Raw genomic sequence first — 13,507 nt, forward strand, 5'->3', positions numbered from 1 at the left:
TCAGTCCTTCTCACCAAATACACCGCCCCGAATCAATGTCGCCATAACGTAGTGTTGATTGCCCTGCTCCGGCGCTTTGCCCTTGAGAACCCAGCCATCCAGCAGGTTGTAGAAGTCCGTTTTTTGCTTGGGCTGACGATAGGCCTTACCTTGTGATGTCACCGATCCATAGGGCTCTACCGCAATCGGGCCGATGCCATCGACATCCTCATACCAGGTATCAATAGTGCGCAGAGCATTGCCGATTTTCTGGCTATGCATTCCGGCGACGCCATCTATTTTATAAAGGGTTTTGCTCTTTTGGCCCTTTTTGTCGCCACGATCCAGAATCAACTCCTGGGATGGGTAGACCTCCTGGCCATCCCCTACACGGGCGTAGGCGATTATTTCCAGCAACGCAAATGCCTTTCCTGCGAGACCATTTTTGATTACTTCCACCAAGGCATCGAAGTTGGCTTTTGCCGCTGCCGGCACATCGAAACTGCGCAGTGAAAAATTCAGTGCGTCAAATTCCCAGCTTTGAATCTGTTTGCCATCCTGAAGATGATTAACCTGCACAACCACCTGCTCAGCCCCCAACCGGTTGCGCCACAAAAAGCGGCCATTGGCTATGTTGTGTGCATAACGACGCGCCAATTCGGCAAAACCATTGTTTTCGACATACTGCTGAACAGTGGTCTGTAACTGTTTTTGATACTCCATACTATTGCAAGCGGATGGCGTACCTGCACCACCGAGCACCTTGAGTGTGAAACGGGCGCGCAAGGTGTCTGCATCATTGGGCAATGTCGCCACATCAACTGTTTGCAGATTGGGGGATTGAATAGAGGCATCCAGCTTTGCAGGATCTTGGTCTTTGGTGGCAAGGCGATTTGATATGGTGCCACGCACCGATTTTGCGCGCACCTCAACAACCTGCCATTGATGACCATTCTCCCTGCCATCCCAACGGCCTGCACTAAAGAGCGCATCGGAAGGGTCTAGTTTGCGTTCGAATGCCAATACGGAAGCTGTTTTGTCTACCATGATGTCTTCTCCTTAAACGATATTGTTAATGGTGTCTGGTTGATTTGAATAGTGATTCACACAGCAATAGAGACCGCGCTCTATGTCTGAGTGGTGATGCCATAGAAGTTGTTGCAATGAAGTTAAACGGTGCGGACTCACCCACTCGCCCAATGAATAGAGGCTCTCAACGAAACGGAATGGCGTGCCATCATCGCGGGCGTTGAGCACCTCGCCCGGCTGATAGAGCGCTGAGATGGCCGCGTAACCAACCGGAATAGGCACCAGCCAGCCGGGATGCCTGCGGATACCCCACTGTTTCTCCTCCGGTTTATCAGGGTTGGGCTGATCTGGTTCTATATTCAGCCGCGCAAGATCGAGCAGGGCATCCAGGGCGTTAGCATTGGCATTCGTTGCCCGCATTTCGCCAAGATGGTCCGCCAGACGATCCTCGCGCTGTACCAGCGCAAACCCAGGCAGCAGCCGCCGTTTTAATTTGCGGAAGATGGCGTCACGCTCAACCTCACTTTGCGGCAGCATAAGGAGCTGTGGCTCATAACGCTTGCCTTGCCGTTGCGGCAACAGGCTTCCTCCAGCCAAACGCATGGTGTGCGCAACTTGCATCAAGCGTTGCGCAACAAACTCAATCTCATCGCTATCAATGCGGCCTTGAATGGCAATAAGCAGACTTATCTCCATGTGAGCACGCCCCTCTTCCACGATGGCGGCGGTGGAACCATCTTTCGTCAGCGGGTTGCGAGTCAGATTAAACACCTGGGTATATTTGCCAGCGGGACGGCTTACCTGTGGCTCAAAACGGTGGCAGACAATCCCCACCCCTTCAAACCTCAGCGCCAGTTCATCCGCAACCTTGCGTTGCATGGCGTGTATAAAACCGGCAAAGGCAGTGGGCGATGGAAAGCCCCAGGTCAGCGGGCCAGAGACGGCATTGGCATTTTGCACCTGCAAACAGGGCAGGAGAATAACGGCATCGGGATTATTCATAACTCTCCACCTCCAGATGCAACATACGTAACGCTTTATCTAAATCCGATTGCCATTGACCCGCAGCTGCATCACCAAAAGGCAATGGATTCTTGGGATCACTCAGCCCGGCATTCAACCAATTGGCAAAGCGTTTACACACTGCCTCTTTCCAATCGCCCCAGACATACGTTTTCCGGAACTCCTCATCCTCATGCGTTCGATATGGATTAAGCCAACACCGCTCGTTGATGTTGAGCTTGCACTCCTTTTGCAGCGTCCAGCTCTCTTCGATGTCGCGCAGCTCCGCCGCGAATGACAACAGCTCATCGACGATATAGCCCACCAGTTCAATGCGCTTATTGCGAACGTGCATGTTGTTAACATCCTGCACGCGATAGAGAAACTCGCGCAGAATGCGCATCAACTCTTTCACACGGGGACGGCGGCCAAACCAGCCATCGAATACGCTCTCTACGCGCAAGGGCGGTTTAACCTGATCGGACTGCCAGCTCGGTGGAACCGAACGGAGCAGATAGTTTTCGCCATAGCGCTCACTATTCAACTGGCTGATATTTTGGGGCTTGGTTCCCCCGAACTGCTGGATAACCATGTTGGGATATTCACGATAACCGTGAGCGTGCTCTTGATCGTTGCGCCGGGCATCACGCGCCGCCTTGGCCGCTTCTGAAAAACGGTCTTCACGAACAGTGCTCCAGACATGATGCACTAGCGAAGTGGGAAACAACGGTGCTAACAGATGGTATTGCCCATCGCCTACCGGCCAATAGAGTTGCTTGGCCAATTTATGCGACGTGGGCGTTCCTGAGCTTTCGGCAAGCTTGGCGAAGCTCTCCATCCATGTTGAAGCAAGCTCGCTATTGGCAGACAAAGCGGCCTGCATCGCCGGATCGTTTTCGGCAGCCCTGGCGAGCAGGTTTTTTTCATCCACCTCCAGCCGCAGAAATTTATACACATCCAGCGCGGCTGCATTACCCACCACATCGGGCGGGCACTGCTCAGGCGCGGTATGGGTGCCGACAAGCAACTCTCCCGACTGCGGATTACCCAAGACACTCAGATTGGTGCCTTTGGCATCTGAGTGGATATATTTGATCGCATGAGTTACCTGCTGAATCTGCCCAACGCGGCGGGCAGCATCGGCAATCCAGGTCTCCGGCACATGTGCCTCGACCAACTCCTGGCGCTTCTCCTCCTCATCCTCTTTGAGCTTCTCCAGTTTGGGCTGGAGGCGTTCTTGAAGAAAGCCTGCTATTACCGCCCTTATCTGGACAATGCTCTCGTTATGTTGATCATCTGTTTCCATTCATACCCTCCAATTGACGCACTGATTTCAATACTTCGTTATGTTGTTAAATCAAAACTTCCATCCTGAAACTCATTCAATATTTGCTAAACCCCAACGCCTGATCGTAACTCCACCCCTTTCCGTTCTTATCCTCTGGCAGATCAATGTAGCCATAGCGCCGGGCACACGCTGCTTCGTCCTGGTTGAGAAACTCTGCCAGCTCACTCACTGCCGCCAAATAATCAGGCGCCCCCCAAAAGCTGATGCGAGGGCCTTGAATTAGCTCTATGCGGTGCAAAAGATTGTTAACGTGATTAACAACGCCATTGGGCAGGTACTGACAAAATTCAATCTGCCCATCATCATCAAGCAACAGGGCGTAGCGCTGGTTGTCGTCCGGGTCATAACGAAACGGTTGTCTGTTTTGCAGGTATGCGCTGAGGTTGGCGCGGGTCTGCCACCACCAGAGGGCGGGCAAGCGAATCTGTTGATCCCCCTCCTTTGCCCCGAGCATCAGGTCGTGCAGGCAGGCGTGTTCCAGGTCCACGAGATTCTGTTTTGGGTTTGACGGTTCGCGCTCACGAATGCGGCTACTGGCATCAATGACAGCTAACTGATCCTGCGTCAGCAGGCCACTGGTACGATGGCTCTCCAATCTGAAGTGGTTGCTTTCAAATCCGGGGCGGCAGAATGCTGGCTCCCCTGGCTTTTCCAAATGGAGGACATTGGTATCGAGCAAATAGATATTGGGACTTTCCACCATGCCTTGGCGATGGCGTCGCACCCGTCCAGCCAGCTGGATGATGGAGCGCATGGAGGAGGGTTCGACGATGGCCCAGTCGTAGTCGTGATCGCGGCCCACTTCGGCGACTTGAGTCGCCAGGATGACAAAGAGGTGATTCTGCTCCTGCAACTGATCCAGTATCTGGCGCAGTTCGGCATCGGCAAAGATGTCGTGGTCTTCGTTGCGGTTAAGCAGTTTATCCAGCCTCTTCTCAATGGCGGAGCGCACCAGCAGTGGATGCTGCGCGTGGTAGACACAGAGATGAACATGGCAATCGCTCTGCCCGCCCAGTGTGTAGAGCGCCTGGGCCACCTGTACCAGCGGGTTGATATTGGCCATGCGAATCAGGCCGAAACTTACGCGCTTGCCGGTGATGGGGTCAGGGGTGTGGTGAGCGGCGTGCAAGGCGTGGAGCTGTTGATGTAGTTCGGCAGCCAAGGCTTGGCAGATCGCTGGCCGCGTCTGCCCCAGGGCTATCTCCAGCGGTTTGATCACTGCCTTGCGGCGTTGCTCCTGTTGCGCGGCTTTGGCCAGTTGGGTCTGGCGCTTATCTACGAACTGCAAATGGGCCTGAAGATAATTGTCCCCTGCGTCACAAAGAGTGCTTTGGGGCGTATTTAATTCATCAAACCAGGCGCAGCAGATGTTGACTGCCAATCCGTGCAGACCGCGATTCTTTTGATAGACACTGCGCCCGGCCAAATAGGCTTGGAACAATCCCTGTACCAGCGCAGGTGGCAACGTGGCGGATGAGAGCAGAACCCGGCTGCCTAACATGCCCGCCCAATGCACCAAGCGGGTGAGCGCTGGCAGATCTTCCAGGGCGAAGTCATCTGGCTCATCCAACACCAGGTCTGAACTCATCAATCGCAACATGGGCGCAATCTGGTGGCCGCCACGGGTGCTTTCGGTGGCTGGCATCAGGTGGTCGATGGTGCAGGCGAGAATCGGTGCGTTCAGCAGCTTTTGCGCATCGTGGTTGCTGCTTAGCCATTTGTTGAGCGGGCCATCCTCCAGGCTGCCTTCAAAATGGACGTGGTTACTCTCCGGGATGAGTCCTTCGCTGGATTCTGCTCCACGCTGGGCGAGCGAGCTCTCCTGTCGATCAAGCTCTTTCTGTTTTTCAAACAACTCGCGGACAGGGCCGCCACCGACGAGCACGGCCATGTCCTCATCTCCCAAGCCCAAACGTGTGCGATAGGCATCACCGGTTTGCAGCGTGAGTGTTCGCAACCCCAGCGCAATATTGAAACGCACCCCCTGTTGAGGATCGGCCAGGCCATACATGATGCGGCCATTGGCGAGTGTTTTACCGCACCCCGTTGAGGCCATGTTGATGCCGAAAAAGCCCTGTTCACTGCTCTTGGTCTGAAGGCTGGATGCCAGATCGAAGGCTTTGTCCTGCCAGCGGAACCGGGGAATTTTTCTGCGCTGGCAAAAGCCCTTGTGGCGAGCAATGCGTGGTAACTGATGACCCATACGCGGCAACGCCTGCATGATTCGGCTGGCGTTGATCTCTACTCCAATCAGGTGTTCATCGAGACGTTGATTGGGGGTGTTGCTGCCATCGCGCAGGGTATTGGCGATCAACGGAAAATCGGCATCGCCATAACGGCTGTGGCTCTCTTGCGCTGAGTAGTAGTGGTCAGCCAGCATCAGCGCCATGCGCGAAAGGTGCACGACATAAGGGTTTTCAAACCAGTCGGTGGTAAGCAGCTGCGGGCGTTGCAATATGGCTTTGGCAAGTTTACTGGCGTGTTCACACCAGTGTTTACTGGCGAAGGGCAACCCTTTTCTGAACGACCAACACGCGGCTCGCTCTTGTTCGCTTACCTCTCTTGCACCACACCAATTTGCAGCGATACTCCTTGGCAATTCGCCCAGCTGTTCTAACGAAGGATGATCATCCCCTATCGGTGCTGGCACACGATGATGGCTGACGATCAACCAACCTATGAGACTTGCCAATGGCGCTTTGTTGTCGAAGGTTCTGAACGGGCCTCGTTGTGATTTACCAAGGCCATCACTCTTTATTTCATTTAACCAGACCGGCATTTTCTCCGGCGTCAATTCCACCAAGCGTTGCAGCCACGTTTCATCACTGCTGCCGCTCACAAAGGCTTCAAACAGTCGTAGCGATACCCATTCGTGGCGATAGGCATCTGCTAAAGGAGTTTTGCTTTTGAGCTTTTTTTGAAAGGCATCATTAGCCTTGCCCAGATCGTGTAATAGCCCTGCCAATGAGGCGATCAGACGAATGTCCTCACCACTGTGCCAATCGTTTTCATCCTGGCTGCGCAACACATTGCGTTGCGTGGTATTGGTCGGCGTGGCCCCTTGGGCATTGAATTGCGTGGCGTCACCCACGATCCACAACAATTCGCTGTGGTCTTTACCTCTGATCCAATGGCACGCGACAGCGGTATTTTTACGCGCGGTTTTGCGCAGCATTTTATGCAGGGTTTGCAGCCCATCCCTGGTGATATGGGTTTGCCAGGTGCGATCACCCCGGCGTTCCGCGAACTGATCGAGAATACGGCGCGTCTCACTCAGCGCCCGTTTGCTGCATTGAGAGACAAGCAATACATTCATTGAGCTTTGCTCCCCAACTCCGTTGCAATGGCCTTCAGGGTATCAATCATAAAATCGAGTGACTCATTGCGGGTCAGCCCTTCGATGCAGGCTTGGCGGAACTCCTGTTCGTCATGTCCGGCCATGGCGGAAATAAATGCCTGCGGCAGGATAGTGGCGTCTTTCACCAGATCGGCAACATCAAACACCAAACCACCTCGCCGTGTTTTGCCATGCAGCACCGCCAAACCATGAGGCAGTCCCAATACCCATGTGGCTGTGGCGCCAAGTCCGTAAGCAAGGTAATTGCCGTGATCGAGAAAGCGATTAGCTGGATCAGAGCCTGTACCATTTTTGGCGCGGGTGAACTCTTCGTCATATCCCACCGTGCGCACGGCGATTTTAAAAAGCTCCTTGGTCAGACGAGCTTCAAGGGTGAGCAGATCATTGGTACTGGGTGCCACTTCAATGGCAGCTGCGGTGCGTTCCAACAGGGGTTGAAGCAGATTGCGCAATATATCAAAACCTGCCTCACGGAGGGGACGACTATTCAGCCACTGCTGCTCCAGACGTTGCAGTCGCGCCTGCTGAAAACGTTTGGCCGCTTCAAGGCGCAGTGCATCGTCAAACCAGAAACGTACCCAGCACTGAAGATATTCGGTGGGTCGGTATTCGCTTTGTGGTGATAACCAGGCAACCTCCACATCCACTTCGTTGGCGCTGAACAGCGGTGTGCCGCCTCCACCACAGAAACCCACCAGCACACCAGCTTTGGCCAATTCGCGCATCGCCGCTTGGGTGATCGAGGTTCCTGTCCCCAGCAAAACACAGGTGGTGTTGGCGATGGGGATATTCCAATAGAGGGATGACTTGCCCTCATCAGTGACGTACTCCACTCGCCCACCATTCACCAGCACGCGGCAATGTTGCAGGTAATAGATGTTGGCACGCTTGGAGTGCAAAACACTTTTTAAATCGCTGGGTGATATGTCATCCATATTTCCTATCTCTCTATCCCCATCCAGCGGATTACGCAAAAAACGCTCATCCGCCCTACATTTTCTATCCCGCTCACACCGTCTCCTTCACCACCGAATTCATAATCAGGCTGCTCAGCTCTTTCTCTTCTTTTTGGCCGCCTTGGATTTTGTCAGCTGTTTGTTTCTGGTGACCGGTAAATAATGACTGCCTGAAACCACCTTGTTACCCGTTTTGCTTTCCAGCTCTTTGCGTGCCCGTTTGGCGATGCCGCCGCCACTCTTTGCGGCGTTTTCATTTTCTTTCATGCCTGTGGCATCGGTGCTTTCGGCGATCTGACGGGTGGACAATTCGGCCAGTGCGGTGAAGATCAGCTCTGCTTCGGTCATGTGGTCGTGCAGGTTGTGATCTTTAAGTCCTTTCATTTCTTTGTGTTGTTTTACGCTTACGCCAGTCCACTCCTGATGAATGATGTTGGTGAGGATGGCAAACTCTTCACCCTGTTTTATGTCGTGGTCGGCCCAGTAGTCGGTGAGTTTGTTGCGGCTCTCCTGCCCGGTCATGCGTTGCTGTATCCATTTGTCGCTGCGGCCATGTTGTTTCCAGGTTTCGCGGGCGCGGTCGAGCGAGCGTGAGGGGTCGGCCATTTCCTGCATCCGTTCGTAACCGACCTTGGCCAGCCATAATTTGATCGGTTCTGCCTTGGGGCTGGGGACGGACTGCATCAGACGGAGCAGGGTTTCGGCGGTGGCGACATCGGTGGGGCGTTGCTTGCCGTCGGCGGCGGCCATTTTCAACTGGTTACAATTTGTAACCACTTCACTACCTTCCTTGGCCAGACGATTTTTCAATACTTTCCAATAGTTCCGGGCTACTTGGAAATCGGGCTGCTGTGTAAGCACCTGAACAATATCGACTACGGAGAACCACCAGGTTTCCGACTCGTTGTCATAGACCCGGCGGATTTGATGGCTTTCGAACAGCGCCATGTCGGTTTTCATTTATCAACATCTCTCTGATATGGAGGGTGGATTGAAGGTCTGGAAAAGCCGGGCAATTACCCTCTCCTCGGCAACTGCTCCATGCGTTGCCCTACCTCGTGCATCCCGGCAATTGCTCCTGCATTGCCCTATCTTCCGCCATCCATGTGGGGTGGTGACAGAAATGCGATAACGGACTCAAACAAAAAACGCGCCAGATTTCGCCTAATAACAAACAGTTACACAAAAACGGCCTAGATTAAATTTAACAGTGAAAATGCGACAAAAAATAGCAAATCGACCATTTTTACCAGCAATAATTAGCCAGAATACTGGTAATAAAGTGTCTTCAAATCACCATTAAGTGGCTATTGATGACACTTTAAAGCCGCCCTAAACCCTCTTCACCAGTTTCTAATAATCAACTCCTTTGCCAATTTGGCGCGCCCGCCACCACCGACGGTGTAGGGGATGTCTACGGTCGAGATTGTCAGCCCGGAAAACACTCGCCGCATCTCTGGGTGGTCGTTGACGCTGATGATCATCTTGCCTTTGATCGTCCTGGCGGATTCGGCCAGTGCCTCATACTGCTCTAAACCGAAGTCCACCCCATAACCCTCGGTCTCCCAATACGGGGGATCGGCATAGAACAGGGTGTACTCCCGGTCGTATTTTGCCAAACATCTTAGCCAGGACAGGTTCTCGATGTAACATCTGGACAGCCGGAGGTGGGCTTCGCTCAGATCTTCTTCGAGGCGCAGCAGGTTCAATCGTGGTGGGCTGCTGGGGGCGGTACCGAAGGTTTGGCCATGTACCTTGCCGCCGAAACTCATTTTTTGCAGGTAGAAAAACCGGGACGCCCGCTGGATATCGGTCAGGGTTTCCGGGTGGGTCATTTGCAACCACTCATACATCTGGCGGCTGACCAGGGCATGTTTAAATTGGCGGTGGAATTCCTCCAGATGATACTTAACGACCCGGTACAAGTTCACCAGCTCACCGTTGATATCGTTGACTACCTCGGTTTTGGCGGGCTCCTTCATGAAAAAGAGGGCCGCCGCGCCGCAGAATAATTCAACGTAACAGTCGTGCGCCGGGAAGATGGGTAATAGGTGTTTAGCCAGGCGACGTTTGCCGCCAATCCAGGGGATGATCGGGTGTGTCATGTGAGCCTCTTTTTGGTGTTGATTGTGATAGGCTTACCCGGCTGCGATCGCGGCGGGGGCGCCTTGGCTGGCTCACGGTCTGAGTTACCGTGGGTTGGCGGCCGGGACGGTGCTCTAACACCTTCCTGGTCGCGTCCTTCTCCTTGAAAATTGGCCCGGATGGGCCGATAATTCGTATTGACCGCTCTGACAACCGGGAAATCGCCGGTCCGGTTGGGTAATCCCGCCCTGGTAGCGGGCTACTCTTACGAGGGAAGTGGCGTACCTCCTGAGCGGTCATATTTTCCCTTCCACCAATTCGTAAAAGTTCGCGTCTTTCAGATTTCGCAGTTCGACCAAACCGCCTGGACTAATCGCATTAGTCTGCGCAGAGTGACGGCCACCGCCCGTGGTTCTGGCTTTGATCTTGTAGTTAACTTTCATCACCAATTTACTGCGCCGATCTTCCCCTGGTGTGCTGAACACATACAGCAAACTATGGTCGCGCTTGTCATAAAGGACGGCTTCTGGTTTATCGAGAAACTCAGGCAGCGCGCGAACCATATCTGCCGGGATGTGGCGTCCGTCCTTGGCGTCACGCAGCATGTGCATGACATCTTTATCGGTGATGGTAATCACGGCCGTGGTCGGTGCTTTGCCTCGGGCGACCAATCCGTCGACGGATGACGGTGATAAATAGCCCACCGTTTTAATCTCACCCAACGGGCGCTTGCGAGTGAGCAATGAATTGGCCCAAGGGGAAAAATCATTCGTCAAATGCGGTACCAGATCGCTGGCGTTAGCGAGCGCCGTAGTCCGTAAATCCACCGGCATTTGCATCACTGCTTCACCGAATGCGATATCCGGCCCCAACCATGCCTTGCCGACGTTGTAATCCCAGCCGACATCGATGCCTTTGGGCACGTCACCGTAGACCTCACCACTGACAACGTTGATGCGTTCGGTTGGATCCAGCGCGGGGGCGTTAGAGACTACTAACCCTTCTTGCTCCATTTGACGTTGCGACAACGTCCGCACCGTGCAACGGCAGCCCCAGCCATTCGGCGGATAATGAGTACTCCACCAGGCATCATCGATGGGTAGCACCGTACCATCCCACATCGCATGCTGCGGCCGCACGCGCGAATCACCGGCAGTCATGTATTGCAGATAGGGCCGCCGTTTCTTGGTACGCTGGGCTTGCTGCCATGCCCCTGCCGCGTGGGCGGTGCGCAGATTGGTGTCATAGATGATGCGCGTGCGCCAACCGCGAGTGCCCTTGTAACTCCAGCCATGCTTGGCCACGGCCTCATCGAACTGCTTGCGGAAATCGGTGATGGTAGTGCCGTTAGCGATCGCGTCGTCGACCGCCGCACGGATATCCTTGAGCAGATCAAGCTTGGTAGCTCCGGCGACGGTGAATGCTTTGGCGTTGGTTTCGCCCGCGATCTGATCCCAGTACTCCGTGGGCAAATTGAGTTTGCCACGGAAATGGTCGATGGCTTCCTGAAACGGGACGCTGCCGTATTGCGGTTCAGACACTGTTATGCCCCCCCACAGCGACGTGCCAATTCACACAGCCACTCAGCAAATACCAGCGGCGTGTGCTCGCGTTCCGCCTTGGTTATATGTGGGCGGTAGCCGCTACGCTTCCTGCTTTGTACCACATGCGTCGGCTCATCCAGTCTAATTGGTATCGGCGGCACATTCGCCGGGTCACAACCTACAATGTAAAGCCACGTCGCTTTTTTTGCCCGATGCCCCCACCAGTGCTGATGTATAGGTAGTGTCCACCCCCGCCACTCATCGCGTTCGCCTGGCGCAGGGAGTCCAGCCGTCAGCCACAGCAGAGATGCTTCGGGGTGCTCTAGCACCCCGCCAAACTGTCTCACTTGTTCAACAGCCCATAAGGCCAGCTCGCGTTCACCTTCGCGTGGTTTGGCGAATGTCCGTAGCCGTCCCCAAGCTCGGCACGGTGGATGAGCTACCACGGGCTGGCCGCCCGGCCAGCCCGTGGCATCCCTTTCTTCATCCCACACGTCGCAACCAATCAGAGCCTTGTAATTGCTGTCAGCGCGGGCGAAGAGCACGGCCACATCAGCCAGCATCATCCACCCCCTTCAACATCCCCACCATCAACGCCTGCTGGGTCAACTCTCCCAGCCGCTGATCGTCGATTTTGGGATACAGCTTCACCAGCCCGTCGCGGAACTGTTCCAGCGTCTCCACCTGATTCAGTAATTCACGAATCGGCGCGGCCATGTCGGCGATGATGTTGTCGGCCTCGGTGGCGGCTTGATCGGCGAGGCGGTCGATCGCATCGCCTCCGGCATCCGCCGCAAAATCATGACTGCAATGCGGGCAGGAATGACTGCTGAATTGTTGCGGCATGGCGGGTGCAGCAGCGGTGCGCGGCAGCACGTCCTCGCCCTCTTGAGGCATGGGAATCTGCAATCGTTCATGAGCCCACGCGGCCGGGATATTGATATAGCCGCGCGCCTTGTCGATCGCCTCCACCCAGTCCTGGCGCGCGTCGGCCTCTTCGTAAAACTCGAAGCGTGGCGGCTGCGCCCCGGCGATGTTGATTTCGGTGATCCAGGCGAACAACTCGCTCATTGTGTCGGCGACGATGGTGCGGTCGGACTCGTTCACATCCTGCTCACGGCCACGATGAGTATCCGCCGCCGCGCGGGAACCCTGGCCCTGGATCTCGGTGGCCAGTGTTTGTGAGGTGAGCGCCTTGCTCATCTCGCGGTTGCTGATGTCGATCAGACGCTCATGCACCAATTGACCGCTGGAACTGGATTCCAACAGCTCTACCGTGCCGTTATCGGGAATCGCCGCCACGGCATCTTCCACCATTCTCGCCAGCGCATCGGCCAGCGCGTCCTGATCGGCCTGCGACGTGCCGGGCGGATATTTGCCGATGGCCCACGGAATGCCGTATTTCTCGCAGAACTTCACGAAGTAGCGGAACCCGGAATGCTTAAAGGTGTAGGGCCAGAGACAGCTCGAATACAGCGCCACGCCATAGGGGTTGTCGTGGCTCGGCATGTGGCGGGTCAACAACCATTTATAGGGACCGAGTTCTTCGCCCAACATCGGCTGAGAGCGCGTTTTCAATCGCAGCGTGTTGTTGATGTCGAACGCAAAACGACGCGACGGGCGATCCACCACCGCCGAGGGCATCAGATATTGATCCTGCCGCGCCCACACCACCTCATGGGCTTGATAACCACGGAACACCGCTTGCGCCATGTTCCAGAGCACGTCCGGCCAGCGCAGGCCAGATGCTGGGCGCACCTTCATGAACTGCTCGCACAACTCCAGCGCACGTACATCGGCGGGCGTTTCACCTCCCGCCTGCAACCGCCACTCGAAACCCAACAGTGCCGAACGGATGACGCGCAGCTCACCCATCACATGGGCATCGGAGATGATCGCATCGAAGGCTTCGTCAGCTTTACCCAGCCGCCGCAGCACCGTATCCGGGTTCGGCAGCACGGTGAGGGCCGAGAAAAAATTCGGATCGGTATCGCGCGTCGCAATCTCGCGGGCGAGATTCTGGCGGCTGGCGTTTTTGAGGTCGGTGGTGTTCATAGTTGTTTACTCGCCTGTTCCCATAATTTGTCGAACGCATCCCATTCATCTGGAAGCAACCCCGCGCGCACATATTCACGATTGGCCTTCAGTATTAACTCCGCGAGCGATGACTTTGCGTACAGGTTTCCATGATTCGTTATCCAGTCCA

10 protein-coding genes are annotated in these 13,507 nt (G+C 55.0%); all 10 read right to left on the reverse strand.

From position 1 onward, the window contains the following. Complete coding sequence (gene csy3 / locus HY272_01725; protein ID MBI3771414.1) at positions 1-1,026, reverse strand: type I-F CRISPR-associated protein Csy3; 1,026 nt, start codon at positions 1,024-1,026, stop codon at positions 1-3. Positions 1,027-1,038: 12 nt separating this feature from the next. Then, complete coding sequence (gene csy2, locus HY272_01730; protein ID MBI3771415.1) at positions 1,039-2,010, reverse strand: type I-F CRISPR-associated protein Csy2; 972 nt, start codon at positions 2,008-2,010, stop codon at positions 1,039-1,041. Next, entirely contained in the window at positions 2,003-3,316 is a 1,314-nt protein-coding gene (gene csy1 / locus HY272_01735) for a type I-F CRISPR-associated protein Csy1 (protein ID MBI3771416.1), read from the reverse strand. Before csy1 ends, csy2 begins: the two co-directional genes overlap by 8 nt. A 76-nt stretch (positions 3,317-3,392) precedes the next feature. Next, positions 3,393-6,674: a type I-F CRISPR-associated helicase Cas3 gene (cas3f, locus tag HY272_01740; GenBank protein MBI3771417.1), complete on the reverse strand. Its 3,282-nt coding sequence runs from the start codon at positions 6,672-6,674 to the stop codon at positions 3,393-3,395. Further along, entirely contained in the window at positions 6,671-7,651 is a 981-nt protein-coding gene (cas1f, locus tag HY272_01745) for a type I-F CRISPR-associated endonuclease Cas1 (protein MBI3771418.1), read from the reverse strand. Before cas1f ends, cas3f begins: the two co-directional genes overlap by 4 nt. Before the next feature lie 114 nt (positions 7,652-7,765). Further along, positions 7,766-8,632, reverse strand: a complete 867-nt coding sequence (locus tag HY272_01750) for a hypothetical protein (GenBank protein MBI3771419.1) — start codon at positions 8,630-8,632, stop codon at positions 7,766-7,768. 383 nt (positions 8,633-9,015) lie between these two features. Next, positions 9,016-9,777, reverse strand: coding sequence for a DNA adenine methylase (locus HY272_01755; GenBank protein ID MBI3771420.1), 762 nt, complete (start codon positions 9,775-9,777; stop codon positions 9,016-9,018). Between the two features lie 276 nt (positions 9,778-10,053). Next, positions 10,054-11,298: a minor capsid protein gene (locus HY272_01760; GenBank protein MBI3771421.1), complete on the reverse strand. Its 1,245-nt coding sequence runs from the start codon at positions 11,296-11,298 to the stop codon at positions 10,054-10,056. A gap of 2 nt (positions 11,299-11,300) precedes the next feature. Then, the gene (locus HY272_01765; GenBank protein ID MBI3771422.1) at positions 11,301-11,864 is read right to left on the reverse strand and encodes a hypothetical protein; all 564 of its coding nucleotides are present in this window, start codon (positions 11,862-11,864) and stop codon (positions 11,301-11,303) included. Further along, a complete protein-coding gene (locus tag HY272_01770; GenBank protein MBI3771423.1) occupies positions 11,854-13,356 on the reverse strand; it encodes a DUF935 family protein in 1,503 nt (500 codons plus the stop codon). Before HY272_01770 ends, HY272_01765 begins: the two co-directional genes overlap by 11 nt. Positions 13,357-13,507 lie beyond the last annotated feature (151 nt).

The sequence above is a fragment of the Gammaproteobacteria bacterium genome, assembly GCA_016200485.1.
GTDB lineage: Bacteria > Pseudomonadota > Gammaproteobacteria > Tenderiales > Tenderiaceae > JACQEP01.

Bases quoted from the DNA above. Each gene is read 5' to 3' on its own strand.
- csy3 (MBI3771414.1), bottom strand. From the start codon at position 1,026: ATGGTAGACAAAACAGCTTCCGTATTGGCATTCGAACGCAAACTAGAC.
- csy2 (MBI3771415.1), bottom strand. From the start codon at position 2,010: ATGAATAATCCCGATGCCGTTATTCTCCTGCCCTGTTTGCAGGTGCAA.
- csy1 (MBI3771416.1), bottom strand. From the start codon at position 3,316: ATGGAAACAGATGATCAACATAACGAGAGCATTGTCCAGATAAGGGCG.
- cas3f (MBI3771417.1), bottom strand. From the start codon at position 6,674: ATGAATGTATTGCTTGTCTCTCAATGCAGCAAACGGGCGCTGAGTGAG.
- cas1f (MBI3771418.1), bottom strand. From the start codon at position 7,651: ATGGATGACATATCACCCAGCGATTTAAAAAGTGTTTTGCACTCCAAG.
- HY272_01750 (MBI3771419.1), bottom strand. From the start codon at position 8,632: ATGAAAACCGACATGGCGCTGTTCGAAAGCCATCAAATCCGCCGGGTC.
- HY272_01755 (MBI3771420.1), bottom strand. From the start codon at position 9,777: ATGACACACCCGATCATCCCCTGGATTGGCGGCAAACGTCGCCTGGCT.
- HY272_01765 (MBI3771422.1), bottom strand. From the start codon at position 11,864: ATGCTGGCTGATGTGGCCGTGCTCTTCGCCCGCGCTGACAGCAATTAC.
- HY272_01770 (MBI3771423.1), bottom strand. From the start codon at position 13,356: ATGAACACCACCGACCTCAAAAACGCCAGCCGCCAGAATCTCGCCCGC.